General features: G+C 66.6%; 24 protein-coding genes. 13 read left to right on the top strand and 11 right to left on the bottom strand.

What is annotated here, in order from left to right:
- Window positions 1–73 precede the first annotated feature (73 nt).
- Both GFY24_RS31505 and GFY24_RS31500 read right to left on the bottom strand, forming a co-directional pair.
- Window positions 74–634 (bottom strand): methylated-DNA--[protein]-cysteine S-methyltransferase, encoded by a 561-nt coding sequence (locus GFY24_RS31505; RefSeq protein ID WP_153808755.1) that lies wholly within the window; start codon window positions 632–634, stop codon window positions 74–76.
- A 53-nt stretch (window positions 635–687) separates the two neighbouring features.
- Window positions 688–990, bottom strand: a complete 303-nt coding sequence (locus GFY24_RS31500; RefSeq protein ID WP_153808754.1) for a hypothetical protein — start codon at window positions 988–990, stop codon at window positions 688–690.
- Between the two features lie 61 nt (window positions 991–1,051).
- Between GFY24_RS31500 and GFY24_RS31495 the strand changes: the two genes are divergently transcribed.
- Window positions 1,052–2,548 (top strand): PLP-dependent aminotransferase family protein, encoded by a 1,497-nt coding sequence (locus GFY24_RS31495; protein WP_153808753.1) that lies wholly within the window; start codon window positions 1,052–1,054, stop codon window positions 2,546–2,548.
- A 338-nt stretch (window positions 2,549–2,886) separates the two neighbouring features.
- Here the strand turns inward: GFY24_RS31495 and GFY24_RS31490 are convergent, their stop codons facing one another.
- Entirely contained in the window at window positions 2,887–4,197 is a 1,311-nt protein-coding gene (locus GFY24_RS31490) for an adenylosuccinate synthase (protein ID WP_153808752.1), read from the bottom strand.
- A gap of 274 nt (window positions 4,198–4,471) precedes the next feature.
- Between GFY24_RS31490 and GFY24_RS31485 the strand changes: the two genes are divergently transcribed.
- Together GFY24_RS31485 and GFY24_RS31480 are read left to right on the top strand one after the other, a co-directional pair.
- The gene (locus tag GFY24_RS31485; RefSeq protein ID WP_153808751.1) at window positions 4,472–5,134 is read left to right on the top strand and encodes a hypothetical protein; all 663 of its coding nucleotides are present in this window, start codon (window positions 4,472–4,474) and stop codon (window positions 5,132–5,134) included.
- Window positions 5,135–5,173: 39 nt separating this feature from the next.
- Window positions 5,174–5,956 carry a site-2 protease family protein gene (locus tag GFY24_RS31480; RefSeq protein ID WP_153808750.1) on the top strand — a complete coding sequence of 261 codons (783 nt, stop codon included), beginning with the start codon at window positions 5,174–5,176 and terminating at the stop codon, window positions 5,954–5,956.
- Between the two features lie 93 nt (window positions 5,957–6,049).
- Here GFY24_RS31480 and GFY24_RS31475 read toward each other — a convergent pair whose 3' ends face one another.
- The gene (locus GFY24_RS31475; protein ID WP_153808829.1) at window positions 6,050–7,144 is read right to left on the bottom strand and encodes an aromatic acid exporter family protein; all 1,095 of its coding nucleotides are present in this window, start codon (window positions 7,142–7,144) and stop codon (window positions 6,050–6,052) included.
- A 62-nt stretch (window positions 7,145–7,206) separates the two neighbouring features.
- The gene (locus GFY24_RS31470) at window positions 7,207–7,641 is read right to left on the bottom strand and encodes a DUF3151 domain-containing protein (RefSeq protein WP_153808749.1); all 435 of its coding nucleotides are present in this window, start codon (window positions 7,639–7,641) and stop codon (window positions 7,207–7,209) included.
- 81 nt (window positions 7,642–7,722) lie between these two features.
- On the opposite strand from GFY24_RS31470, the gene GFY24_RS43215 reads away from it, so the two are divergent.
- Window positions 7,723–10,167 carry a hypothetical protein gene (locus GFY24_RS43215; RefSeq protein ID WP_153808748.1) on the top strand — a complete coding sequence of 815 codons (2,445 nt, stop codon included), beginning with the start codon at window positions 7,723–7,725 and terminating at the stop codon, window positions 10,165–10,167.
- A 221-nt stretch (window positions 10,168–10,388) separates the two neighbouring features.
- Entirely contained in the window at window positions 10,389–11,447 is a 1,059-nt protein-coding gene (locus tag GFY24_RS31460; RefSeq protein ID WP_153808747.1) for a fused (3R)-hydroxyacyl-ACP dehydratase subunits HadA/HadB, read from the top strand.
- A gap of 66 nt (window positions 11,448–11,513) precedes the next feature.
- On the opposite strand, the gene GFY24_RS31455 is transcribed toward GFY24_RS31460, so the two are convergent.
- The 3 genes from GFY24_RS31455 to fbaA all read right to left on the bottom strand — a co-directional run bounded on the left by GFY24_RS31455 (window position 11,514) and on the right by fbaA (window position 15,362).
- On the bottom strand, window positions 11,514–12,980 hold the full coding sequence (locus GFY24_RS31455; protein WP_153808746.1) for a DUF4185 domain-containing protein: 1,467 nt from the start codon (window positions 12,978–12,980) through the stop codon (window positions 11,514–11,516).
- A gap of 124 nt (window positions 12,981–13,104) precedes the next feature.
- The gene (locus tag GFY24_RS31450; protein WP_153808745.1) at window positions 13,105–14,223 is read right to left on the bottom strand and encodes a BTAD domain-containing putative transcriptional regulator; all 1,119 of its coding nucleotides are present in this window, start codon (window positions 14,221–14,223) and stop codon (window positions 13,105–13,107) included.
- A 101-nt stretch (window positions 14,224–14,324) separates the two neighbouring features.
- Window positions 14,325–15,362, bottom strand: a complete 1,038-nt coding sequence (gene fbaA / locus GFY24_RS31445) for a class II fructose-bisphosphate aldolase (protein WP_309231571.1) — start codon at window positions 15,360–15,362, stop codon at window positions 14,325–14,327.
- 174 nt (window positions 15,363–15,536) lie between these two features.
- On the opposite strand from fbaA, the gene GFY24_RS31440 reads away from it, so the two are divergent.
- The gene (locus tag GFY24_RS31440; protein WP_309231590.1) at window positions 15,537–16,226 is read left to right on the top strand and encodes a VTT domain-containing protein; all 690 of its coding nucleotides are present in this window, start codon (window positions 15,537–15,539) and stop codon (window positions 16,224–16,226) included.
- 34 nt (window positions 16,227–16,260) lie between these two features.
- The gene (locus tag GFY24_RS31435; protein WP_153808826.1) at window positions 16,261–16,944 is read left to right on the top strand and encodes a DedA family protein; all 684 of its coding nucleotides are present in this window, start codon (window positions 16,261–16,263) and stop codon (window positions 16,942–16,944) included.
- Between the two features lie 5 nt (window positions 16,945–16,949).
- Here GFY24_RS31435 and GFY24_RS31430 read toward each other — a convergent pair whose 3' ends face one another.
- The 3 genes from GFY24_RS31430 to GFY24_RS31420 form a co-directional block, all read right to left on the bottom strand.
- Entirely contained in the window at window positions 16,950–18,092 is a 1,143-nt protein-coding gene (locus GFY24_RS31430; RefSeq protein ID WP_153808744.1) for a glycoside hydrolase family 76 protein, read from the bottom strand.
- A gap of 79 nt (window positions 18,093–18,171) precedes the next feature.
- The gene (locus tag GFY24_RS31425; protein WP_309231570.1) at window positions 18,172–18,879 is read right to left on the bottom strand and encodes an RNA methyltransferase; all 708 of its coding nucleotides are present in this window, start codon (window positions 18,877–18,879) and stop codon (window positions 18,172–18,174) included.
- A gap of 50 nt (window positions 18,880–18,929) precedes the next feature.
- On the bottom strand, window positions 18,930–19,256 hold the full coding sequence (locus tag GFY24_RS31420) for a DUF4190 domain-containing protein (RefSeq protein WP_153808743.1): 327 nt from the start codon (window positions 19,254–19,256) through the stop codon (window positions 18,930–18,932).
- A gap of 92 nt (window positions 19,257–19,348) precedes the next feature.
- Between GFY24_RS31420 and GFY24_RS31415 the strand changes: the two genes are divergently transcribed.
- From GFY24_RS31415 to GFY24_RS31390, 6 genes are all read left to right on the top strand, one after another.
- Window positions 19,349–20,740 carry a sensor histidine kinase gene (locus GFY24_RS31415; RefSeq protein ID WP_153808742.1) on the top strand — a complete coding sequence of 464 codons (1,392 nt, stop codon included), beginning with the start codon at window positions 19,349–19,351 and terminating at the stop codon, window positions 20,738–20,740.
- Window positions 20,741–20,780: 40 nt separating this feature from the next.
- Complete coding sequence (locus GFY24_RS31410; protein WP_153808741.1) at window positions 20,781–21,455, top strand: response regulator transcription factor; 675 nt, start codon at window positions 20,781–20,783, stop codon at window positions 21,453–21,455.
- Between the two features lie 40 nt (window positions 21,456–21,495).
- Window positions 21,496–22,098, top strand: a complete 603-nt coding sequence (locus GFY24_RS31405) for a Uma2 family endonuclease (protein ID WP_153808740.1) — start codon at window positions 21,496–21,498, stop codon at window positions 22,096–22,098.
- A 75-nt stretch (window positions 22,099–22,173) separates the two neighbouring features.
- Window positions 22,174–22,620, top strand: coding sequence for a hypothetical protein (locus GFY24_RS31400; protein ID WP_153808739.1), 447 nt, complete (start codon window positions 22,174–22,176; stop codon window positions 22,618–22,620).
- 53 nt (window positions 22,621–22,673) lie between these two features.
- Entirely contained in the window at window positions 22,674–24,005 is a 1,332-nt protein-coding gene (locus tag GFY24_RS31395) for a cytosine permease (RefSeq protein ID WP_153808738.1), read from the top strand.
- A 4-nt stretch (window positions 24,006–24,009) separates the two neighbouring features.
- Window positions 24,010–25,095, top strand: a complete 1,086-nt coding sequence (locus tag GFY24_RS31390) for a phosphotransferase enzyme family protein (RefSeq protein ID WP_228566831.1) — start codon at window positions 24,010–24,012, stop codon at window positions 25,093–25,095.
- Window positions 25,096–25,227: the final 132 nt, after the last annotated feature.

Genomic DNA, 25,227 nt, shown 5'->3' with positions numbered 1-25,227 from the left:
CGGGATGACGAGCAAGAGAACCTGCCGGGATGACGACGGGGTTCAGGTTCGGGTTCGGTGGGCCGGCGGTGGGTCAGAACAAGGTGGGTTCGCCGAAGCCGGGGGTGCGTTCGATTTCGAGGAGGCGCTGTTTGGTGGTTATGCCGCCGGGGGCCGAGAAGCCGTGCAGGGCGTGGTCCGCGGCCAGGACTCGGTGGCAGGGGACTATCAGCGGGATCGGGTTGCGGCCCAGGGATTGGCCTACGGCTTGGGCGCCGCCGGGGGCGCCTATGCGGTTGGCTATGTCGCCGTAGCTGAGGGTGTGGCCGGGGTGGATGGCGCGGGCCACGGTGTAGACAGCGCGGTCGAAATCGTTGAGGGGGCTGGTGTCCAGGGGGATCCAGTCGAGGTCGTCGAGGTCACCGGCCAGGTGGGCGCGGATCTTCTCGATGACCGTGGCGATTTCGGGGGTGGGGGCGGCTTCGCGGATTTCGAAGGTGCGGTGCTTGCGCAGGATGTAGGAGCGGGTGGTCTCCGGATCGCCGTCGGGGAGGGCGAAACGCAGCACCCCGGCGGGGCTCCAGGCGATGGCACAGGTGCCTATCGCGGTGTCGAAGAGCGCCGCCGAGGCGAGCGGGCGGTCCGGGTGCGGCATAAGGCCAGTGTGCACCCGGGGTCCGACAAATCCAGTCATTCAGTGCCAGTTGGCTAGAACTGGACTGTTTCTTCGCGGCAGGGGATCTTCGCCAGATCGGACAATGGCGAGCGGGTCCGCCGCACGCGCTGCGCGACCACCGCCGCGGGCGGGGCATCCTGTCGCGCGTAGGCGGCGGCCAGGTCCGAATATTGCCGCACCCCTTCATATTCCGCGACCGACCAGTCCGACATCGGCGCATGCGGCCGGTACCGCTCCAGCAACGCACCCCAGCGCTCATCCGGCGTGGGAGCGAACCGGTAGACGATCCCGGCGAAGACTGCGACAACCAGCAGGGCGGCGAGGGTTGCGATCATTACTCGATATTGGCCCCCGCTGGACTTGAATAAAATATCCAGTACCGGAATACTGGCCTTTATGGCGATACGAGTGATCGGCGCGGCCAGCCTCACACGCGACCTGGGTCGCTGGCGACAGGACGAACCCGGCGGCACGGCGGCCGACAGTGGTAGGCGCTCCAGCCGCCCCGCCTATGTGGCCCTGGCGGAGAGCGTCCGACTGCTCATCCATGACGGCCGCGCGCCCCTCGGCGTGGCCCTGCCCAGTGAGCGCGATCTGGCCACCAGCCTCAATGTCAGCCGCACCACCGTCACCTCCGCGTACGCCCTGCTGCGCGAGCACGGCTACCTGATCAGCAGACAGGGTTCGCGCAGCACGGTGGCGCTACCGCCCACGGTCGTGCACGACGGCACCAAACCCGCGCGCAGCCTGCTCGCCATGATGGCGCAACCGGAGCTCCCGACCATAGATATGACCTATGCCGCCATGTCCGCGCCGGTGGAGATGATGGAGGCGTATACCACTGCGCTACAAGGACTTCCGACCTATCTGAGCACGCATGGCATGGACCCGGTGGGCATGCTCATGCTCCGCGAGGCCCTGGCTCGCCGCTTCACCGAACGCGGTCTGCCGACCGAGCCGGATCAGATCCTGGTCACCCTCGGCGCACAGCACGGTCTGCGCCTACTGCTCAATGTGCTCACCGCACCCGCGGAGCGAGTCCTGATCGATCACCCCTCCTACCCGAACGCCATCGAGGCGATCCGCGATGTGGGCGCGCGCCCGGTCCCGGTCCCGCTCCGCCCCGACGGCTGGGACCTGGATGGAATCCGTAGCGCCGCAAGGCAAACCGCCGCCAGCGTCGCCTATCTGGTGCCGGACTATCACAATCCGACCGGCCTGCTGCTGCCTGCGGAGGGCCGCGCCGAACTGGCCGCCATCGCCCGCGAAACCCGCATGACCGTCATCGTCGACGAATCCATGGTGGATCTGCACCTCACCGACCACGAAATCATGCCGCCCGTAGCATCATTCGCGCGCGGCTCGGAGATCGTGACCATCGGCTCGGCCTCGAAATCCTTCTGGGGCGGCCTGCGCGTGGGCTGGGTACGCGCCAACCAGTCGCTGATCACCAAACTGCTCGGCACCCGATCGACCATGGACCTCGGCACGCCGGTCATGGATCAGCTGGCGACGGTGCACCTGCTCCAGCACGCGGACCAAATCCTCACGGTCCGAAGGGAACAGCTCCGCTCCCGCAAGGCGGCGCTACTCGACGCACTCGCCGAGGAACTCCCCGATTGGCGGGTATCGCCGGGCGCGGGCGGCATGTCGCTGTGGGCGCAACTCCCGGCCCCGGTCTCCTCCGCCCTGGCCGCCACCGCCCCCAATCACGGCGTATTGCTCGCCGCCGGACCACGTTTCGGCGTTCAAGGCGCCTTCGAACGCTTCCTCCGCCTGCCATTCACGCACGAGGAGCCCGACATTCGAGTCGCGGTGAAATCCCTCGCAGCGGCATACGCGTCCCTGACCCCCCACGCAGCAGAGCCCCTGGCCCCCCTCACCTGCTACTGAAATCGTCACCGCCGCATTCGCCCCCTGGTCCGACCGCGCACCGCTGCGCCCGAACCAGTTCCGCGAGTGTGCACTCAGGGCGGTGATTCTCGGGTTTCCCCGCCACAGCTGCACACTCGTGCGCCATGGCTGCACGCTCGCAGTGCACGCTGTCGACCCGTCGGTGAGTTCGGGCGAAATGGGCCGCCCCGCTGCGTTTTCGCAGCGGGGCGAGTCTGCAATGCGTTACGAAACAACTGATCTCGCGAGTTCGGGGTAACTCACCGGGTACGTCCAAAATTGTTTCGGCACCCGACCGCACCACGCGTCCCCAACGGCTAACGGCTCCTAGCCGTGCGCTAAAGGCTCGGGGAGGCGGAGGAGCTCAGGATGTCGTGGCGGACGATGGTCTGGTCGCGGCCCGGGCCGACGCCGATGCAGGACATGCGCGCGCCCGAGAGTTCTTCCAGGCGAAGCACATACGCCTGGGCGGTGGCCGGTAGCTCTTCGAAGGTGCGGCAGCCGGAGATGTCTTCCCACCAGCCGGGCATCTCTTCGTAGATGGGCTTGGCGTGGTGGAAATCGGTTTGGGTGGTGGGCATTTCGTCGAAACGCTCACCGTCGATCTCGTACGCGACGCAGATCGGCACGGTGTCCAGGCTGGAGAGCACGTCCAGCTTGGTGAGGAAGTAGTCGGTGATGCCGTTGACGCGCGTGGCGTAGCGGGCGATGACCGCGTCGAACCAGCCGGTGCGGCGGGCGCGGCCGGTGGTGACGCCGACCTCGCCGCCGGTCTTGGCCAGGTACACGCCGGACTCGTCGAAGAGTTCGGTCGGGAACGGGCCGGAGCCGACGCGGGTGGTGTACGCCTTCAGGATGCCGAGCACGGTCTCGATCTTGGTGGGGCCGATGCCCGAACCGACCGCCGCGCCGCCCGAGGTCGGGTTCGACGAAGTCACATACGGGTAGGTGCCGTGGTCGACGTCCAGCAGGGTGCCCTGCGAACCCTCCAGCAGCACAATCTCTTCGCGCTCCAGCGCCTGGTTGAGCAGCAGGCGGGTATCGCTGATGCGGTGCTTGAAGCCTTCGGCCTGCTCGAGCACCTCGTCCACCACCTGCTGGGGATCCAGCGCGCGGCGGTTGTAGATCTTCACCAGCACCTGGTTCTTGAATTCCAGTGCGGCTTCGACCTTCTGGGTGAGGATCTTCTCGTCCAGCACATCGGCGACGCGGACGCCCACACGCGCGACCTTGTCCTGGTAGCACGGCCCGATGCCGCGTCCCGTGGTGCCGATCTTCTTATTGCCGAGGAAGCGTTCGGTGACCTTATCGATGGCCACGTGGTACGGCATGATCAGGTGCGCATCGGCCGACAGCAGCAGGCGGGAGGTGTCCACGCCGCGCTGTTCCAGGCCCGCGAGTTCGGTGAGCAGTACGCCCGGATCGATCACCACGCCGTTGCCGATGACGTTGGTCACACCGGGGGTGAGGATGCCGGACGGAATCAGATGCAGTGCGAAGTTGTCGCCATTGGGCAGCACCACGGTGTGACCCGCGTTATTACCGCCCTGATAGCGCACAACCCATTGGACGCGGCCACCGAGCAGGTCGGTCGCTTTGCCCTTGCCCTCGTCGCCCCACTGGGCGCCGATCAGCACGATTGCCGGCATTAGAAGACTCCTACGGGTTCGACGCGCAGCATCGGTGATGCTGCAGCTACCCGCCGTCGGAAGGCGGTGGCCGGAGGCACAGTCTAATAGATGCTCGAATACGCCCAGGTTCGCGACCCGGCACGGGACGAAACCGACGTAACGGGTGGGCTTCGAAGGCGGCGCGGCAAATGAACCGGGTCTATGGTGACACCGGGAGCCGGGCCGGTAAGCGGGCCCGCAAGGAGCGCAGCGAGGCGATGGTGTTGTCAGGTCAGAGGAGGGTGTACGGCAGTTGAGTACCCATGTTCTCCGCTGCGACGGCGCACCCGTACCGATCGCATTGGCTTCTCTCCCACTCACTCAGACTTCGGCCATACCGGACACCACTGTCCTGGACGAGTTGCTGCCGGTAATGGCCGCCGACAGTTTGCCCCGCCTCATCGTGCTCGGTGAGGATGCCGGGCTCGCCGCGGTCCTCACCCATCTGATGCGCACCGAACGCCTCGGCGTCGAAATCGGCTATGTGCCCGTCGATCGCACCTACGGTTCGCGCGCCTACGAGACCGGCACCGGTTCGGCCGCCGCGAAACGCGCGCTCGAGGGCAGGCCGATGCAGACCCCGCTCATTCGCGACGACACCGGCAAGGTGCTGATCGGCCGCGCCGAACTGGTCGGCGAGCGCGGGGAGAAACTCGAAGGCGAAGCGTACGTGGACGACACGCGGTTGTTCACCGGGAAAGTCGCCGCGCTGCTGGTGTCACCGACACTGGAGATGCCCGGCCTGCACGCGAGCGTGCAACGCGGGATCCTGGGTAAGAAGCGTTGGGCGCAGGGCCGGGCCATGCAGCTCGGCACGCGTGGCGCGATCGTCACCCGGGACGGCATCACCACCGATAAGCCGGTGCGGCGCTCCACCTTCTACCGGCATCATGAACCCTGGTTGCTGGTCCGTTGACCTTCACCCGGTGAATCCGGGTTCCATACAAGGAGTCCGATGAGCTCTCCCCGCGCGATCGGCCGTGCTTCGGGGGCGGTGCGGCCGAGCCCTGTCTTCCTGCTCGTGGTCGCGATCGCCGTGGCCGGCGCGGTCATCGCCTGGACCGCCGACTTGCTTTCCCGCCAAGCACAATTCGGGGTTTTCCTGATGGTGGTGGCGGGCTGGGTGGTCTCCATCTGCCTGCACGAGTTCGCGCACGCGTTCGTCGCCTGGCGGGCCGGGGACCACGAGGTCGAGCTACGCGGATATCTGACGCTGAATCCGCTGAAATACAGTCACCCACTGCTGTCGATCGGATTGCCGTTGCTGTTCATCGCCATCGGCGGATTCGCGCTGCCGGGTGGCGCGGTGTACGTGAACTCGAACAGTTTCAGCGCGCGGATCCGGCGGACGCTGAGCGGTGCCGGACCGGCCACCAATGCGGTGTGCGCGATCGTGCTGCTGGTGATCGTGAAGCTGTGGGGCAGTTCGCATTCGCATGCCGCGTTCTGGTTCGGGCTGAGTTATCTGGCGTTCCTGCAGATCATGGCAACGGTGCTGAATCTGATCCCGGTGCCGGGGACCGACGGGTACGGGATTCTGGAGCCGTCGCTGAGCTATGACACGCGGCGGTCGATGGAGCAGATCAAGCCGTACGGCATTCTGATTCTGGTGGCGCTCCTGTTCGTGCCGCAGATCAATATCGCGTTCTTCGACGGGATTCGGGCGCTGTTCGAGCTGTCGGGCGTGCCGTCGCTGTGGTCGGACTTCGGCGGAGCGCTGACCCGATTCTGGCGTTGACAGATGTGTGGCCGGGCTACCCCGCGTCAGCCCGGCCATGATTGAAAGTTATAGGCGCGGGCACCGACAAACCCGAGTAGCGCACCACTCGAATCAATCGATCGGTGTCACATAGGGATTCGCGACGGTCGGCGGAAGTAGTGCGATCGATGAGAGTCGGCGCATACCGCACACCTGCATGAGATCGACCACGACCGAACGGATCTGCGCGAATACGACATGCGCGGAGATGCCCGCACCGTCCACCAGATCCTTGGTCGCGCCCTTGGCGACCGTGCGCAGTACCCGGGTGGCCGCCGCCGCATCGGGTTGATCACCGGGATCGGCCAGCACCATCTGCCGCACCATATCGACGGCCTCGCCGAGTCGCTCCACTTCGAGAGTCAGTCGCGGGTCCAGGATTTCGTCGTCGCGCACGAGAGAAAGGGCCCGGCGCAACAGGACTCGGGTATTGCGAATGGCATTGTCGAGCGGATCGGCCACCTCGCGCAGGCGCTCCAGCCGGGCACGCGAATTCCAGTACAGCGGTGAGATTCTGCTGATCTCCCGGCCGCCCTCGAGGGTGCTGCGGAGCGTGTCGAGGCCGGACTGGGTGCCGCGCACCGCCTCCAGCGCGGTCTTGATCTTGCCGGCGTCGTGCTCCAGCAGTCCATCCGCACAATCTGTGAGGGATTTGCCCATCACACCCAGAATGTCGGCGGCCTGCTGTCTGGCGCGGCGCACCGGATGCAGTGGAATCGCCGCCACCACAACGATGCCGACCATGCCGCCGACCAGCGCGTCGATGATGCGCAGGTGCGAAGCGCCGCTCTCCGGTGGGATGAGCGTGGCCACCAGCACCGCCGACGACGCGGCCTGCATGGTGATGACCGGACCGCCATCGAGGAAGACGGCCGTGCACATGGCGAAGATGACGAGTATCGAAATCTGCCAGACCCCGGTACCGACCCGCGAGACGAACAGATCACCGATACCGATACCGACCGCCACACCGACGATCAACTCCACCGCCCGGCGCAACTTCGCACCGAACGACACACCGATGGAGATCATGGCAGCCATCGGCGCGAAGAACGGTTGCGGATGCCCGACGATATTGTGCGCGATGAACCAGGCCACGCCCGCGCCGACCGCGCACTGAACGATCGGCAGCAGCGACGAGCGGACCCGCGCGGCGGCGGTGCGCATACGAGCCACGCCGCTGTCCTTGGCTGCGTCGAGCGTGGTTCCTAGGCCACTGCTCAATGTGGTCAGTCGAGGCCGAGTTCGGCGGCCGCGCGCGGATCGCAATCCTCGAGCAGATCCAGGCAGCGCGCGTACTCGTCGGTCTCGCCGATGGTGCGGGCGGCGCGGGCCAGCGCGCCCACACTCCGCAGGAAGCCGCGATTGGGTTCGTGGCTCCACGGCACCGGGCCGAAGCCCTTCCAGCCATTGCGGCGCAACAGGTCCAGGCCGCGGTGGTAGCCGGTGCGGGCGAACGCGTACCCGGCGAGGGTGTCCACGTTCACCTCGTTCTTGCCGCGATCGAGGGCGCCTTCCGCCAGGTAGGCCCAGGCGATGGAGGCGGTCGGATGCGCCGCCGCGACCTGCACCGGGTCCTTGTTATCCAGCAGCGCGTCCTCGGCGTCGGTGTTTTCCGGGAGCAGTACCGGCTGGGGTCCGAGCAGATCACCGAAGGAGGTCATGCCGATCATTCTGCACCGACTATCGGAATGCTCAGTAGGCTGACCGTCGAATCACAGTTCCGCCGAAGCGAGGGGTAGCGCGTGTCCGACTCGAACGACGACCAGCAGCCACAGGATGCTGCCCGCCCGGCAGCTCCCGGCAAGGGCGCCGACCAGGACACACCGAACCAGGCAGCCGCCCCCGAAACCGCCGCCACCGAGGTGATCCCCACCTCCAAGCCCGGCTTCGCCACCATCAAATACGAACCGGCCCAACCCATCCCGGAGGGCCCCACCAACCGCATCCCCACCAACCGTCCGGCCGAGGGCCGGGGCGCGCAGGGATCGAGCGCCGCGCCCGGCGATACGGGCAAAGGCGGTGCGCCCGACGCGGTGAAGCAAAGTGGCCCGGCACAGCGGAACCTCCCGCCCCATCTGGGCGGCCCCGCACAACAGAGTGCCCGCCCGGAGCAGGGCGTGACGCCGCCGAGTGGCGACGCGGTGCAGCAGCAGAGCAGTGGCGCGGGGCAGCCGGACAGTGGCGCACCACAACAGAGTAGTGACGCGGCACAGCCGGGTAGTGGCGCAACGCAACAAAGCAGTGGCACGGCGCAGCAAGGCGGCGCACCGCAGCAGAGCGGTGGCGCACCTCAACAGGGCAGTACCACGATGCAGCAAGGCGGCGGAGCAGCGCAGTCGGGTGGCGCAGCGCAGGGTGGGGCCTCGAAGGCTCCCGCCGCACCGCAGGGCGGGGCGCAGCCCTCGGCGAGCGCACAGCCCAGCACCCCGGCAGACTCCGGAAATCCGCCTCCCTCTGCGGATGTCACCACACAGTTCAAGGTCGTTCCACGCGCCGACGCACCCGTCAAGCAGGACCGCCCTGCGGGTCAGTCGGCCGGCGGGTCGGCCGCACAGCCGAATAACGCGGCAGCGCAATCGGGTTCGCCGGTAGCTCGACCTGCCGGCGCCCGCGCCGAGGGCGTGGCGGGCGAGGCTCCCACCGCCGGTACCGGCCCCTCAGCGAATGTGGTTGGCGGACAGAATATTTCCGGCGGCGGCGGTCAGTCCGGAACGCGGGAGGGTGATTCCTCCGGCGACGTGGCACCGGGTGCGGCGGATCAGGGTGGAAGCCGGAATCCAGCCGATCGGGCCGGGGCGCAGGACAATACAGGCGCACCGGCGGGGGCGAGTGAAGCGCCGTCGGCCGGAAAAGACGACGCCGATGCCCCCGACCCGGGCGCGAGCCCCGGCGGTGACGCGAGCAACTCGGAGTCGAAAACCGTTGTGATCAAACAGGTTCCGGCGGGGTCGGATGACGCCACCACCGCGCTGCCGATTGTGACGGGTGAGCAGAAGACCGAGAAGATGCGGGTTTCGGGGCCGCAGGGGCGGGCCGTGAGTAAGCCGCCCGCTTCGCCTCGGATGAATCAGGGGCCGCGGCATGTGGGACCGCGCGGGGGTGCGCCGGACGCGGGGCCGGTGGAGGAGACTCGGCCCGCGCCGCCTCGGCCTCCGCAAGCGCCGCGCCGGCCGGCCAGCGCGCCGTCGCCCGCCGATATGCAGCCGACCGCGCCCGCCGTTCCGATTCGCGGACCGCGAGCCATGCCACCCGGTCCGCAGCGTGTCGGTGCGGGCGCGCCGCAGGGTCCGGGCGGACCCCAGGGACCGAATGGCAAGGGTGGACCGCAACGCCCCGGCGGGCCGGGACAGGGCGGGCCGCAGGGGCCTGGCGGATCAATGCAGGGCGGACCGGGACAAGGCGGACCACAGGGACCCGGCGGACCCGCGCAGGGCGGACCGCAGGGAACCGGTGTACCTCTGACGAAGCCGGGCGGTGCGCGCGGAACTGGCGCGCCGCAGGGTCCGAGTGGTGTGCAGGGTGGACCCGCGGGCGCGCCGGGACTCGGCGCTATGGCAGGTGGAGCACTGGGTGCGCCTGGTCAAGGCGGGGCGCCGATGGGTGCTCCGCAGGGAGCCGGTGGCGTTCAGGGGGCCGGACAGCGGCCGCAGGATGGGCAGGGGCCCGATGACGGGCGGACCATTGCCGCGCCGCAGCGGGTGCCCGCGGCCGGGGAGAATGCCGATGCGCCGGTGAAAGCCGTTGCGGGGTCACGCAATCGGGTGTTGATCATTGCCGGGGCCGTGGTGGCGGTGGTCGCCGTGGTGATCGCGGTCGTCGCGTTCATGTCGAATTCGTCGGACAGTTCTCCTGAGGCGCAGGTCAAGAGCACTATTACGACCTATACCGATGGTTTGGCGAATGGTGATCTGGAGAAGTTGCGCGGTATCACCTGCGGTGCGCAGCACGACTTCTATCAGAATATTTCGGCCGATCAGTTCGCCGGTGTGTATCGAACTTCCAAGGAGCAGAAGAGCATTCCCGTGGTGAAGAGCGTGGATGCCATTCGTGTCACCGGGGATACCGCGATCGCGCAGGCGACCGTTTACACCGAGGCCGATCCGAGCAAGGCGTCGGCGCGCACCTTCGATCTGCAGCACACCTCCGATGGCTGGAAGGTTTGCGACCCGACTAACGCTCAGCACTGATCTGCAGATGTTCTCAGCGGGCGGTGTCGCATTCGCGCCGCGGCCCGCGACGAACATCACAAACACCTGGTCACCAGTCCGACTCGCCGGTAGCATAGCCCAGATTGTCTGGGCCAGCCACGATGGCGTGTCGGCGCCTCCGCGGCTCGTGCCGTGGTGCTGTGCCGACTCCGATCGGGCTTGGACCCACCGGGTTTCGATTGTGCAGGGAGCTGAACACCATGACGGAGACGGCCGAGGCGGCCGCCGCCAGCGCCACCGCCACCGATCTGGTCGGTCGGCATTTCCGAGTCCGGGACCACTACGCGGTGGGTCGCGAGAAGGTTCGTGAATTCGCGCGCGCGGTCCGCAATGAACACCCCGCCCACCACCACGAAGAGGACGCCCGCGAACTCGGCTATTCCGCCCTGCTCGCCTCGCCGACCTTCGCCTCGGTGATCGGCGCGGCCACCACGCGTTCCCTGATCGGCACCGTGCTCACCGAGTACGACGTCTCGCAATTCCTGCAGACGGACCAGATCTTCGAGTACCACCGCCCGATCCTCGCCGACGACCTGCTCTCGGTGGATGTGACGATCGAGCAGCTCCGCTCCTACGGCGGCAATGACTTCATCACCGTCAAGGTGACGTTCACCGATGCGGACGCGCTGCCGGTGCTGGTCGCGACCACCACCATCGTGGCCCGCCTGGGTGTGGAGATCGATGTGGCGATCGCGGAGACCATGGCAGGCGTGGTCATGCACGGCCATGTCGCGGACAGCGCCGCCAGCGCGTCGGACCCGGCCGGACTCATCCTGCTCGCGCCCGAGGATGTGGCCGCCCTGCGCGACCCCGCCCCGGCGCTACCGGTGCGCACCGTGCCGACGACCGCGACGCTGACCGCCGGCACCGAACTGCCAGCCGGCCGGATGCCGGTCACCCGCGGCGATCTGGCCAATTACGCCGGTGTGTCGGGTGATCCGAACCCGATCCACTTCAGCGATACCGCCGCTCAACTGGCCGGCCTGCCGACCGTGGTGGCGCACGGCATGCTCACCATGGGCCTGACCGCCAGTTACCTGGTCTCCTGGCTGGGCGATCCGGCGGCGCTGGGCAAGTTCAGCGTGCGCTTCTCCGGCTTCGTGCCGGTCTGGCCCGCCGCGGCCACCTTCGTGGAGTTCACCGGCAAGGTGAAGTCGGTGGATGCCGAAAACCGTTCCGCCACCATCGTTCTGGGTGCGACCTCGGAGGGTAAGAAGCTCTTCGGTCGCGCCGTCGCCGAGGTGCGGTTGTCCGCGTAGCACGAAAGCCGAAGGGCGGGTTGCGCATTCACGCGCGACCCGCCCTTTTCGTTTGACGCACACAGCTCAATTCACGGTGGCGTGCATCAGGTAGACGTTGTAGTCGTTCCAGGTGGACATGGTGAAGTACAGGTCGTTGCCGGTGGACCAGGGGTGGATGAAGCCGCCGTACAGCTCGGGGAATTGCAGGGCGCTCACCGTGGCGACGCTGGGCGACCACAGACCCTGGGGCGAATCCGATTCCCGGACAACGAGAGCCGCCTTCGCGGTGTCGAGGTAGCTCATCTGCCAGATCTTGCGGTCGGCGTCATAGCGGACGGAGAGCTCGGCCGCGGGGGCATCCACGATCGGTGAGGCGGAGGTGTACCCGCCCACCGGAGTCCATTCGCCGTCGCGCCAGAACTGGTACGCGGTGGTGTTGAGTACCTGATCCTTGGGGACGCGGGCCAGCCCGACCGAGCCGAGCCGGGTATTGGGTGTGCCGAACATGTACACCCAGTCGCCCTGCGGCACCATGGCGGCCACCTGGAAGTTGGAGACGCCGAAGATATTGTCCCACTTGGCATGTGGGTCCTTGGTCCAGGTTTCACCGTGATCGTCGGAGTAGGCGATGCCACCGTAATTCGTGTACCAGGTGCCGGGAATGCTGTTCCAGGTGCGAATCGACATGTAGCTCATGTACTGCCGGTCGCCCAGCGCGAAGCCGGAGGTCGGGATCGTGGTGATCTCGATATTGTCGAGCTTCTTACTGGTGAGCAATTCACCGGCGTGACAGCGTGTGTCGGTGACCATGCGGTCGAAGGTGACGCCGTCGGCCAGCTCCTTGTCACTGCTGAAGGCGAGCAGATTACTGCGCCAGTCCTCCCCCATACCGCCCGGTGGATGGAAGTCGCGGCCCACCGTGTCACCGAAGGCGATGGCGACCTCGCCGGGCCCGCTCTCCCACATGATGCCCAGGTCGGTGCCCTGTACCTGCCAGCGTTTATCGGTGCGGTTGACGGAGTTGGCCCCGGTCAGTTTGGCGACCTCGCGCACGCCGGACACCTCGGGAGCGGGCCGCGCCGCCGCCTGCGGTGCGGCTTCCACGCCCGGATGCGCCGCTTCCGGCCCGGGCGGCACCGCGGGCGGGTTCGGGTTGGGGAAGGCGAAATTGAACGCCTGTGGATGCAGGATGAGCCGCGGAATGCCCAGCTGCTCATTGAGACTCGGCGGCGGGGTGGGTAGATCGGTGAGGTCCGGGCACGGGTTGACGCACGGATCGGCGGGCAGCTCCATCTGCACCCGCGTCTTGTTCTCCGGCGGCGGTCCGGGATCCACGGTGACGGCCGGATAGGAGATCGGCACCTCCACCGTCTTGGGCACCACGGATTCGTGTACCGGCTTCGGATCGGACCCGCACGGTCCGATACCCGGAATCGATTCCACCGCACCGTGTTCCGCCGGTGCCGCGGTTGCGGTCGAGGGGTTCGCGGCGACCAGTACGCCCGCTCCGAACACCATCGCTCCCACCGCGGCCAGCAGCCTTTCGGCCATGCATCAACCTCTCGACATTCGCATCTCTCCGGACACATCCGGCCGCAGACCCTACCCGCGCCCCGGGCGATCCGCGGGCACTCGCCCAAAAGCAACCTAATCGATAGCCGAATGTTCCTACGGGTCAGCGCATCGCCTGGAATACGAAGATGGTCGCGCCGATCCGGATGGCGTCACCGTCGGCCAGCACGGCCGCACTCTCGATGGCCTGTTCGTTGATGAAGACCCCGTTGGCCGAACCCAGATCCTTGATGAGCAGTCCGGCCCGGCTGGGCGTGATCTGCGCGTGGTAGCGGCTCGCCTTGGGATCGTCGAGAACCAGATCGTTATCGGTCATGCGCCCGATCTTCATGCCGCCCACCGCGATCGGGATAACCCGGCCTTCGGCGGTGAGCAGTTGCCCGGCGCGCACGGCGCGCGGCATTTCGGTGACGGTCTCGGTCATGGCCTTGGCCATCCGCTCGACCTCGGCGATCTGACCGGTCAGCAGCGGCTCCTGCCGCAGCACCTGCTGCTCCAGCGCGATCAGCGCCGGACCCGGATCGATACCGAGCTCCTCGGACAGCACCCCGCGCACACGACGGCACGCCTCCAAGGCGTCGGCCTGCCGCCCCGACAGGTACAGCGCGGTAATCAGCTGCGCCCACAACGGTTCTCGCAGCGGATGCGCATTGGTCATGGCAACCAGTTCACCGACCACGGCCGACGCACGGCCACAGGCGATTTCGGCATCGACCCGCGCGGAGGCGACCAGCAGCCGCTCCTCATCCATTGCGGTGGCGAAGCTTTCGGCGAACGAGAGTCCGGAGAGATCGTCGAGCGCGCGACCTGTCCACTGCGCCAAGGCATCCGCGTATCGCCGTGCCGCGCCCTCGTGATCACCCAGATTCGCGGCCTCGGTCCCGGAGCGCCGAATACTCTCGAAGCGCCCCAGATCGCAGTGCTCATCGGAGATTTCGAGTCGATACCCCGACGACTCGGTACGCAGCACCGCACCGGGATCGACGCCCGCGTTACGCAGCGTCTTGCGAATATTGGAGACGAATACCTGCAAGCTGGCCTGATAGGAATCCGGCGGCTCGTCATTCCAGACGATATCCGCCAGCGCCTGCGAAGAGACCGCACGCCGCCGGTTCACGGTCAACGCGGCCAGCAGTGCGCGCGGCTTGGGGCCGCCGACCAGTACCGGACGGCCGCCGACCAGCACTTGCACAGGCCCGAGGACCCGCACATCGAGAGTCATTGCGCTGCACCTCGTATAGAAAAGCGAACCGCCGCGGCAGCACCTGGCCACCGCGGCGGGCTCTGCTCACTGGGCCGAAGTTTTCCGGCCTCGGAGCTACCTTACTTGGCGCTGATGGAGCGTCCCGCCGAGTTCAGGTCGTTGCAAGCTTCGACAACGCGAGCGGCCATGGAGGTTTCGGCCTTCTTGAGGTAGCTGCGCGGGTCGTAGACCTTCTTGTTGCCGACCTCACCGTCGATCTTCAGCACGCCGTCGTAGTTGGCGAACATGTGACCGGCGAGCGGGCGGGTGAAGGCGTACTGGGTGTCGGTGTCGACGTTCATCTTCACCACGCCGTAGCGCAGCGAATCCTCGATCTCGGACTTCAGCGAGCCCGAACCGCCGTGGAAGACGAAGTCGAACGGCTGCGCGTCCGCGCCCAGACCCAGCTTGGCGGCGGCCACGCGCTGCCCCTCGGCCAGCACCTCGGGCTTGAGAACGACATTGCCCGGCTTGTACACACCGTGCACATTGCCGAAGGTCGCGGCGAGCAGGTACTTGCCGTTCTCGCCCGCGCCGAGCGCGTCGATGGTCTTCTGGAAGTCCTCGGACGAGGTGTAGAGCTTGTCGTTGATCTCGGCCTCGACACCGTCCTCTTCACCGCCGACGACGCCGATCTCGACCTCGAGAATGATGTTCGCGGCATGGCACTGCTTCAGCAGTTCCTTGGCGATCTCCAGGTTCTCGTCGATCGGGATGGCCGAGCCGTCCCACATATGCGACTGGAACAGCGGGTTCAATCCGGCCTTCACGCGCTCGGCCGAAATGGCGATGAGCGGGCGAACGAAGGTGTCCAGCTTGTCCTTCGGGCAGTGATCGGTGTGCAGCGCGATGGTGATGTCGTACTCGGCGGCCACCACATGCGCGAATTCGGCGAGCGCGACCGCGCCGGTCACCATGCTCTTCACACCCAGGCCCGAGCCGAATTCGGCTCCGCCGGTGGAGAACTGGATGATGCCGTCACTGCCTGCGTCGGCGAAACCCTTGATCGCGGCGTTGATCGTCTCGGACGACGTGCAATTGATCGCGGGGAACGCGAAGGAGTTCTCCTTGGCCCGAGCAATCATCTCGGCGTAGATCTCCGGAGTCGCGATGGGCACAATGACCTCCGTAGTGGTGTGCTGTGTACAACAAATTCTGTCAGGCGACACCCTAAGGCAGTGTGGTTTCGACGGAGCCGGTGGCCTCGGACCGAACATCCTGAGCGGACGCTGTGAGACATTCTGTGATGGACCGCATTCACCGGTAGGGTGGTGCCCGTGACCTTGCTGGCCGTGTCCGATGCCGTGACGACCAACGTTGCCCTGCCCGCGATTCTCGATCCCATGCACCTCCTCACGGAGACATGGCTCAAGAACGCGGTGCTCCCAGCGATCTTGGTGATCGTCTTCATCGAGACGGGGCTGTTGTTCCCGATTCTCCCGGGTGACTCGCTGCTGTTCACTGGCGGTCTGCTGAGCGCCCAGTCGAACCCGCCGGTCTCCATCTGGGTGCTGCTCCCGGCGGTCATGCTCATCGCATTCCTGGGTGACCAATCCGGATATTGGATCGGCCGCGCCATCGGCCCGGCACTGTTCCAAAAAGAGGACAGTCGCTTCTTCAAGAAGAAGTACGTCACCGAGACGCACGAATTCTTCGAGAAGCACGGCCCCAAGACCATCATCCTGGCTCGCTTCGTGCCCATTGTGCGCACGTTCATGCCGGTGCTGGCGGGCGTCTCCAAGATGGATTACCGCAAGTTCGTCACCTTCGACATCGTCGGCGCCATCCTGTGGGCCGGTGGCGTCACGGTCCTGGGCTACTTCCTCGGCAATGTGGAGTTCATCCGCAAGAACGTCGAGGCGATCTTCCTGCTCATCGTGTTCGTCTCGATTCTGCCGGGCATCGTCACCGTGGTGAAGAATGTGCGCAATCGCGACACCGACCAGGAGTTGGCCGCGGCGTCGAACGAGCCGAACCGCTGAGCTATCGGTGTCGACCACCCCACTTGCCAACGCCCTGAGCGCCTTCGGGCCGCTCGAGACGGCCGGGCCGGTGATCGTCTGGACCGTGGTCCTGACCTTCGTCTTCCTGGAATGCGCGCTCATAATCGGGCTCTTCCTGCCCGGTGATTCCATGCTCATCACCGCGGGTGTCGTGCTGGCCTCGCAGGCCACCGGCGAGCTGCATATCTGGGCGCTGTCGATCGGCACCATGATCGCGGCCATCGCCGGTAATCAGGTCGGCTATGTGATCGGGCAGCGCACCGGGCATCACCTGGTGGCGCGTAAGAACGGCAAATACATCAACACCCGGAATCTGGGTCGAGTGGCGGAGCTGCTGCATCGGCACGGATTCCTGGCAGTGCTTGTCGCACGCTGGATTCCGTGGGTGCGCACGCTGTGCCCGCTGGTCGCGGGTGCGGCGGGAATGGATCACCGCAAGTACACGATCGCCTCGACCGTCGGCGCGATCATCTGGGCTCCGGTGCTGCTGCTGATCGGGTACTACGCGGGCAGTTTCCTGGAGAGCGTGTCCTGGCTGATGCCCGCGGTGATCGGCACGCTGGTGGTCGGGCTGGTGCTGGGGACGATTGTGGGCGTGCGGCAGTACCGTGCGGAAATGTCCCGGCCCGCAGAGGATTTCGACCTGGATTCCGAATGCGAGACGGTGCCGCCGGAGCCGCGCGGCAATAACGGCTGACGGTTTCAGAGCCCCGCGGCCGTGACCGTATGTGCGGCTTCCATGAGTTTCCAGCCCGAAAGTTGCACGGAGAGATCGCGTTCCGGGGTGCGGGAGGCGGAGACCGAACCACCCTCGAGGCGGCCCGCGCCGGAGATGCCGGGTAATCGCGCGGGTAATCGCCAGTCCGGGCCGAACAGTGGTTCGCCCTCCACTTCCAGGCGGTTCTCCCAGGCGGCGGTCGCGGAATCGCGGACTATGGCGGCGGCGGTGCGGCGTGCGTTCACCTGCGCGGTCTCATCGCCGGGGAGCATGATCGCGGCCAGCGCCAGATAGCGGATGAGAATGCCGTTGAACAGGCCGCCGTCCCCGCCCCCACCGCCGATGACCACGCCACCGCCGACCATATGCTCCTCGATGGCGGCGACCATGCGGACCGCGCGCTCGACATGCCGGGGTTCGCCGGTGTGCACGGCGAGTTCGGTTTCCAGGCCCAGCACCACGCCCTGGCAGTAGCTGTAGGTGGGGCGTTCCACCTCACCCGAGGGCAGGTGGATGCCGTCGAAAATCAGGCCGGAGTCCTTGTCGCGCAGGGTGTCGTCGAGCCAGTCGGCGATCTCCTGGGCGCGGGCGTAGCGGCCGAGCCGGGCCATCGCGATACCGGCCGGACCGTTCGCCGGGGCATTGAAGAAATCCGAGCCCTTACGCCACGGCACCGCCCCGAACTGCGGCTCGAACCCGGTGTACAACTCCTTGTCCAGCGCGATCAGCGCACCCCGCACCTCGGTGACGCCCTGGGTGCGCTCGGCGCGCTCCAAAGCGATTGTCAGCCAAGCCATATCGTCGTAGTAGTTATTGGTCCAACCCGCGATATTGCGTACTCGCATGGCCTGCGCGATCGACCAGATCCGCTTCTGCCGCACCGGGGTAGGCGACCGATTCGCGGCATCCACCGCACACTCCACCAGATGCGCCTGCCACCAGTAATGCCAGTTCGCGAAGCCGCGCTCGCGTTTGGTGGCAGGCCAGCCCACCACCCCGAGCGCGGTCCCCGGCATCCCCCACAGCGCCCGCAGATGCCGTGAGACGATCGCCGACTCCGCCAGATCGGCGCGCTCCGACCAGAGCGCGGCGGTCGGCTCGATATTGCGCCCGGTCCGCGAAGTCATAGGACATATCGTGCCAGTCGGACGGCCAACTTCGTGGCTGATTTGTTACCGGGGCGAGCCACCAACTTTGGGGTATTGGTTACCAGGCGGTCGCCAGGTCCGCATGTTCGCGGATCCAGGCGTGCATGGCGATGCCCGCCGCGACACCCGCATTGATGCTGCGAGTCGAGCCGAACTGGGCAATCGAGACCGTCAGCAGGGCGGCATCTTTCGCGGCCGCGGTGACGCCCGGGCCTTCCTGACCGAAGAGCAGCAGGCAATCGCGGGGCAGCTGAGCCGTTTCCAGCGGAACCGAACCGGGGACGTTGTCCACAGCCACCACGGTGAGGTTGTTGGCCAACGCGAACTTCAAGAGCTCGGCGGTGTCGGAATGGTGGTGGATGTGCTGATAGCGGTCGGTGACCATGGCGCCGCGGCGATTCCAGCGCTTGCGGCCGACAATGTGGACCGCGGCCGCGCCGAAGGCATTGGCGGTGCGGACAACCGTGCCGATATTCGCGTCATGGCCGAAGTTCTCGATGGCCACGTGGAAGGGGTGCCGGCGGCGGTCGATATCGGCGACTATCGCCTCGCGGGTCCAATACCGGTAGGCGTCAACCACATTGCGGCGGTCGCCGTGTGCGAGGAGTTCCGGGTCCAGCCTGGGGTCTTCGGGGGGTTCGGTGCCGAACTCCTCCCGCCATGGGCCGACGCCGTGCGGATGTTCACCCCATTCGGTGGGACCGGCGGGGTCGCCCTCGGTGGTGTCGGGGGCGGGCGGGTCATCGGAGGTGCGGGCGGAACTCACCCGGGCAATCGTAATGGCAGGTCAGCGAAGCCCCGCGCACGCTCCGAACGCTAGCTGCCGAAGCTGCCCACGACGCCGGCCACAATGCCCACGACCAGGAAGAGCAGGCCGAGAACGAGCAGGCAGGTGGCGACAATGCCGCAGATGTAGCCCGCGTTCACCATGCCGCGACCGCCGACGGTGCCCTGCGCGGCATCGATCTCATCGCGCGCGCGGCGGCCCATCACCCAGGCCACCGGTCCGAGGAATTGGCACAGCACCAGACTCAGAATGCCGAGGATGAGGACCGTGGCGGCCTGTGGATGATCCGGTGGCGGTGCGCCGTAATAGCCGGGCGGGGGTGGCTGATAACCCGGTGGCGGCGGTTGATAGCTCATGCACATGATGCTAGGTCTTCGTGCTGGCCCCACCACGCATTTACGGGTCTGCTCCCTCGTGCACGACCCCCGCTCCCGGCCACGATGAAGGCATGAGCGATACGGACGCCCTCCCCACTACTGTGCTCGACATGCACGCCCCGGAACCCGTCCCGCCACCGCGCCCCGGTCCGGGTGAACTGGTGGGCGGTTTTCTGCTGGCGCCGTTCCGGGCGCGGGTGTGGAAGGAATTCGCGTACCTGATCATTGCCTTCGGGCTCGGATGCATCGCTGCCGCATACCTTTTCGTCGGTGTCGGTGGCGGCCTGTACGCGTCCATCGTGCTGATCGGCATTCCGGTGCTGGCGTGTGTGCTGCTCGGTGGACGCGTGTGGGGGCGGATCTACCGGGTCCTGAACGCACTACTGCTGGACAATCCGATGCCGGAGCCGCAACCGTTCGCCTACCGCCCCGGCCTGTGGGGCTGGCTGCGCAGCGCCTATACCGATCGGACTTCCTGGCGCGCACTGCTGTTCCTGGTGATCCAATGCGTATTCGGGCTCGGGCTCGGCTATGTGTTGCTGATGACCATCGCGGTCACCGGATTCATCGCGGTCTCCCCCATCGTGTGGGCGCTCGGCAATCCCACCGACAATGTGGATGACCAAGGCGTCGTACACAATTCGATGATCCAGTTCGGCGATTACTACATCGATACCTGGCCCCGCGTATTGGGTCTCGGCGCCCTGGGCGTACTGGGCTGCTTCCTGCTGCCGTGGCTGATTCGCTTCGTCTGCTGGTTGCACGGCTTGTTCGCACTGTGGCTACTGACGCCCACCGCCGGGGATCGCCGCCTGATCGAATTGCAGGAGAGCCGCCGCGCCGCGGTCGACGACTCCACCGCCACCCTGCGCCGACTGGAGCGGGATCTGCACGACGGCACACAGGCGCGGCTGGTCAGCATCGCCATGATGCTGGGCCGGGCCGAGGAGCGCTTGGCCGCGGGCGGTGACGCCGGTGAATTGATCGCGCAGGCGCGCAGCGGATCGAAGGAGGCGCTCACCGAACTACGCGAACTGGTGCGCGGAATCCACCCGCCCGCTTTGGAATTGGGGTTGGAACCGGCGCTCGAAACGCTCGCGGCGCGCTGCGCCATCCCGGTGGAGTTGCGGGTACTGCTGCCGGTGCGGCCGAGCCCGTCGATCGAGGCCATTGCCTACTTCTCGGTCGCCGAACTGCTCACCAATGTGGTGAAACATGCTGGTGCGAACCGTATCTGGGTGGCCGTACTGCCGGTCGATACGGATTCTCTGGCCGTGAGTGTGCGCGACAACGGTCACGGCGGCGCGCTGCAACCGGCCGAGGGATCCGGCGAAACCACTGTGGCAGGCGGACTCTCGGGCCTGGCCGCGCGCGCCCGCTCGGTGGACGGTGGCCTGCTGGTGGACAGTCCGGCCGGTGGTCCGACCGTGATCACCATGGTGCTGCCCATCGCGGGACCATGACCGATCGCGGCATCGCGGCATCGCGGAAAGGGAGAGCATCATGACCACTGCCACCGAACGGGAGTCCGACCGGCTGCGGGTGGTGATCGCGGAGGACAACGCGATCCTGCGCGACGGCCTGACCGCACTGCTCACCGAACGCGGGCATGAGGTGGTCGCGGCGGTCGGCGAGGCGGACGGGCTGGCGGTGGCGGTGGCCGCACACAGCCCGGATGTCGCCGTGGTGGATGTGCGAATGCCGCCCAGTTTCACCGATGAGGGTTTGCTGGCGGCCCTCGCGCTGCGCCGCAGTCATCCGGAGACCGGCGTGCTGGTGTTCTCGCAGTGGATCGAAACTCGTTATGCCACCGAACTTCTCGCCTCGGGTGCGGGCGGGGTGGGTTACCTGTTGAAGGACCGGGTGGCCGATATCGGGGATTTCGTGGATGCCCTGCAGCGGGTCGCGACCGACGGCACCGCACTCGATCCGGAGGTGGTGAGTCAGCTCATGGGTGCGGCCCGGCAACAGGATTCGCTCGCGCGACTCACGCCACGCGAGCGCCAGGTACTGGAGTTGATGGCGCAGGGACTGTCGAATTCGGCGCTGGCGCAGGCGCTCACGGTCACCGAACGCGCGGTGGAGAAGCACATCGGCAATATCTTCACCAAGCTGGAATTGCCGCCGTCGGATCTGCATCATCGGCGGGTGCTGGCGGTTCTGCGGCTGAAGGGCTGAAAAGTCGCTGCGGGGTTGCCGGGCGTGGAACACTGGTTCCATGGTTCGGTCGAGTCCCACGGAAACAGTGAAAGCCGTCGCGTCCTGGCCTGATCACCTATTGACGCTGGCGGAGTGGTCGGCGCTACCCGAGGAGCGCGGTTGCTGCCGGGAATTGGTGGACGGGGTGCTGCTGGTGGCCCCGCAGCCGCCGCGGCATCAATTGGCGGTGTGGCGCTTGGCCGCTCAATTGGAGCCCGCGCTGCCGCGCCGGGTGGCGGCGCTGGCGCGGGTCGAATTGGTGATCGAGGAGTCGCATCCGCCGACGGTTCGGGTGCCGGATGTGCTGGTGGTGGGTGGTGCGGCCGGTGCGGCGCATGCGACCCGGGTGCGGCCCTCGGATGTGTTGGCGGCCATAGAGATTGTGTCGCCGGGGTCCAGGCGGACCGATCGGGTGATGAAGTTCGCCGAGTACGCCGAGGGCGGTATCGAGCGTTACTGGCTGCTGGAGACCGACGGGTCGGTGCGGTTGACCACCTTCGCATTGACGGACGGCCGATACGAACCAACCGGTGAGTACACGGGGCAGGTCACCCTCGAACTCGACGGCATGGCACTCCCCCTCGATCTGGATGCTCTAACCGCCCTGCGCACAACAGCCTGACCTCGCCGGATCCACTACCCAACCGGAAATTCGGGACTATCCTGGAGTTCCATAAGCCGTGGTTGGAGGGTCTTCATGGACCACGCGCGTGTATTTCGCACCGTGCTCGGCGTCACCGCCGCGTACCTTGTTTCCCTCTGTGTCTGGCTGGCCTGGCTGATGCCGCTCACCCCGCCGGGCACGGTGCCGCTGCAGGTGATCGTGCTGGTCGGTATGTTCGGCACCTTCCTCGGCGTCGGAATGCTGCTGGCACAGCAGCCCTCACACAGCGACCGGCGACTGCGCCGGCACGGGCTGGAGGGCTGGGCCACCATCGAAGGCGTGCACCGGTTACAGCGCACCGACCACTACACCGAACTCACCGAACTCGATCTGGAACTGGTGGTGCCGGGATCCGAGACCTATCACGGCAGCATCGTCTTCGATGTGGAGCCGGTGGTACGGCCGAGAATCACTGTGGGCGGCATACTTTCGATCCGCGTGGATCCGGCCAACCGGGACCGGATAATCCTCTGCCTCTGAAGCCCCAGGCAGACTGTCCGAAATGCCCGGTCCGCCCCGTAGCATCACTGGTCATGACCACCGCTACACCCCAGGACCGCCAGGAAGCGCCGCTGCTGCTGGACACCGAGCCGCCGCGCACGCTGAGCTTCAGCGACCAGGCGGCCTTCTGGCTGAATCTCGGCGTCAGCCTGATCGGGTTCAGCGGAGCGGCCTACGTGCTGTTCCCGACCGGACATCCGCCACTACCGATCGCCGGGGCGTTGCTGGCAACGCTCGTCGGCACCGTCGCGGGTATCGCCATGGTCGCCGGGACCGGAGCCGTCGGCACGCGCACCGGCGCACCCGCCATGGCGGTACTGCGCGGACTCTTCGGCACCAAACTCTCCTACCTGCCGACCGCCGCGAATATCGTGCAGTGCATCGGCTGGGGCGTATACGAACTGACCGTTATCGCGCTGGGCGTCTCCGCGCTCACCCATGACCGGGTGCCACACGCACTGGTGATCGTGGCGGCGGGCATCCTCTCCACCACCATGGCCATCTGGCCGCTGCGGGTACTGCACATTCTGCGTAAGTACGTGTCGGTGGCGGTGGGGATCGCGCTCGTCTACTTCACGATTCAGCTACTGCGGCAACCGATTCCGGAGCTGCCGGACACCAGCTGGAGCGGATTCTTCCCGGCGGTGGACACCACGCTCGCGGTATCGGTGTCGTTCGTGCCGCTGGCCGCCGACTACACCCGGCATTCGCGTTCGGCGCGCACGGCGGCGGGGGCGGCCACGCTCGGCTATTCGGTCGCGCAGTTCTGGTGCTATCTGCTGGGCATTCTGGCGATCCTGCAGGCGGGCGGCGATACCGAGCACATCTTCGACACGCTGCTGGGTGTGACGGCGGGCTGGGCGTTCTTCGCGGTGCTGGTGCTGCGCGAATCCGATCAGTCGTTCGCGAATGTCTACTCGACGGCCATGTCGATCCAGAATCTGCTGCCGCGGGTGGACCGTCGCCTGCTGGCGCTCGGCGTCGGCGTGATCGTCACGCTATTGGCGCTGCCGGTGCACGACTTCAGTGGTTACGCCAACTTCCTGTACCTGATCGGCTCGGTCTTCGTACCGCTGAGCGCCGTACTGATTGTCGACTTCTTCTTCGGAAGCGGCAGGCACGGCTGGAATCTCGCGCAGAACGCACCCGCCCGCCCACTCATGCTGCTGCCGTGGGTAGTCGGCTTCGTGGTGTACCAGCTCTGCAATCCTGGCTCGCTCACCTGGTGGGTGAACTTCTGGACCAAGATGCAGGACACCATCGGATTCCACCCGGGCTGGTGGACGTCCGCCTCGCTGTTCTCCTGGCTGGCAGCGGCTTTCGTCACCGCCATCCTGGTCGCCGTCCAGCGCCGGAGCGCCTGACCCGATGGCGCAGGACCGCGTCTTCGGAATGGGTTCGGATCCGCTCGTCGCCCCGGACTGGCCACCTCTGACCCCACCGGAGATCGCGGCCCTGCTCGGCCCGGACACACACATCGAATGGCGCAGTCCCCGACCGCTTTCCGCCACCGCACAGGTCCGCACCGCCGACAGCACACCGGTCATAGTCAAACGCCTCCCCCGCACCCTGCGTGATGCGGCGGCGCTCGACGAAGAACACGCCTTCATGAATCACCTGCGCGAGAACGGCATTCCCATCCCACGAGTACTGCTCACCCGCGAACTCGGCGAATTCACCTACGAGGTACAGGAACTGGGCATAGGCGACGACCTCTACCGAGGCACCTTCTCCTGGTCGCCCTACCAATCCCGCGCCCAGGCCGCCGCCTCCGGCCGCACCCTGGCCCAATTACACCTGGCCGCAATCGGATACGACGCCCCGGCACGCCCACCCCGCCCTCTGCTCGCCAGTTTCACCGTCTTCGCCTCCACGGATCCCCTTGCCGCAGTGGAGAAATTGGCCGCTACCCGACCGGCCTTGGCGGCCTTCCTCTCCGACCACTCCTGGCAGGCCGAAGTCGAACGGCTCCACCTCCCCTTCCACGCGCGCCTCTACCCCCTTCTGAGCGAACTCTCTCCTCGGTGGACGCACAATGACTGGCACGGCACCAACCTGCTCTGGACCCACGAAGCTCCCTCCACCGTCATAGATTTCGGGCTCTGTGACCGCACCACCCCTATCCACGACCTGGCTATAGCCCTTGAACGCTGTGCCGTCGACTGGATCTCGCTTCGTGTGGGCGGGCCGCCTCGCATCCAGTTCGATCAGGCGAGAGCTCTACTCGACGGCTACCAATCTCTCCGGCCTCTGACCACTACCGAATCTCGCGCCTTACCCGAACTATTGCCGCTGGTGCACGCCGAATACGAGCTCTCGGAGATCGACTACTTCCTCAGTGTGGTGCCTGGCGGGAATGTCGAGAACGCCGAGATCGCCTATCGGCATTACTTTCTCGGGCATACCGAATGGTGGATTGGTCAGGGGCGATCCCTGATTGAACGGCTGCATTAGCCGGGGGTGGCCGAACCAATGGCGTGGTGCGATCTTGGTGGTGTTCGGTTGTGGCGTGCATGCGACAAAGAAGAGGTGTGGGAACCCTGGGTGCCGTACCCGGCTTTAGCTCCCCCATTGGGTGCCGTCATC

Origin of the sequence: Nocardia sp. SYP-A9097, from assembly GCF_009649815.1 — a bacterium.
In the GTDB taxonomy this organism is placed as follows: domain Bacteria; phylum Actinomycetota; class Actinomycetes; order Mycobacteriales; family Mycobacteriaceae; genus Nocardia.
Note: the sequence above shows the minus strand (reverse complement) of the source record. Positions and strands in the feature narration are given on the sequence as shown.

Coding starts and splice junctions, on each gene's coding strand:
- GFY24_RS31505 (WP_153808755.1), bottom strand. CDS start 634: ATGCCGCACCCGGACCGCCCGCTCGCCTCGGCGGCGCTCTTCGACACC.
- GFY24_RS31500 (WP_153808754.1), bottom strand. CDS start 990: ATGATCGCAACCCTCGCCGCCCTGCTGGTTGTCGCAGTCTTCGCCGGG.
- GFY24_RS31495 (WP_153808753.1), top strand. CDS start 1,052: ATGGCGATACGAGTGATCGGCGCGGCCAGCCTCACACGCGACCTGGGT.
- GFY24_RS31490 (WP_153808752.1), bottom strand. CDS start 4,197: ATGCCGGCAATCGTGCTGATCGGCGCCCAGTGGGGCGACGAGGGCAAG.
- GFY24_RS31480 (WP_153808750.1), top strand. CDS start 5,174: ATGAGCTCTCCCCGCGCGATCGGCCGTGCTTCGGGGGCGGTGCGGCCG.
- GFY24_RS31475 (WP_153808829.1), bottom strand. CDS start 7,144: ATGCGCACCGCCGCCGCGCGGGTCCGCTCGTCGCTGCTGCCGATCGTT.
- GFY24_RS31470 (WP_153808749.1), bottom strand. CDS start 7,641: ATGACCTCCTTCGGTGATCTGCTCGGACCCCAGCCGGTACTGCTCCCG.
- GFY24_RS31460 (WP_153808747.1), top strand. CDS start 10,389: ATGACGGAGACGGCCGAGGCGGCCGCCGCCAGCGCCACCGCCACCGAT.
- GFY24_RS31455 (WP_153808746.1), bottom strand. CDS start 12,980: ATGGCCGAAAGGCTGCTGGCCGCGGTGGGAGCGATGGTGTTCGGAGCG.
- GFY24_RS31450 (WP_153808745.1), bottom strand. CDS start 14,223: ATGACTCTCGATGTGCGGGTCCTCGGGCCTGTGCAAGTGCTGGTCGGC.
- GFY24_RS31430 (WP_153808744.1), bottom strand. CDS start 18,092: ATGACTTCGCGGACCGGGCGCAATATCGAGCCGACCGCCGCGCTCTGG.
- GFY24_RS31420 (WP_153808743.1), bottom strand. CDS start 19,256: ATGAGCTATCAACCGCCGCCACCGGGTTATCAGCCACCCCCGCCCGGC.
- GFY24_RS31415 (WP_153808742.1), top strand. CDS start 19,349: ATGAGCGATACGGACGCCCTCCCCACTACTGTGCTCGACATGCACGCC.
- GFY24_RS31410 (WP_153808741.1), top strand. CDS start 20,781: ATGACCACTGCCACCGAACGGGAGTCCGACCGGCTGCGGGTGGTGATC.
- GFY24_RS31405 (WP_153808740.1), top strand. CDS start 21,496: ATGGTTCGGTCGAGTCCCACGGAAACAGTGAAAGCCGTCGCGTCCTGG.
- GFY24_RS31400 (WP_153808739.1), top strand. CDS start 22,174: ATGGACCACGCGCGTGTATTTCGCACCGTGCTCGGCGTCACCGCCGCG.
- GFY24_RS31395 (WP_153808738.1), top strand. CDS start 22,674: ATGACCACCGCTACACCCCAGGACCGCCAGGAAGCGCCGCTGCTGCTG.
- GFY24_RS31390 (WP_228566831.1), top strand. CDS start 24,010: ATGGCGCAGGACCGCGTCTTCGGAATGGGTTCGGATCCGCTCGTCGCC.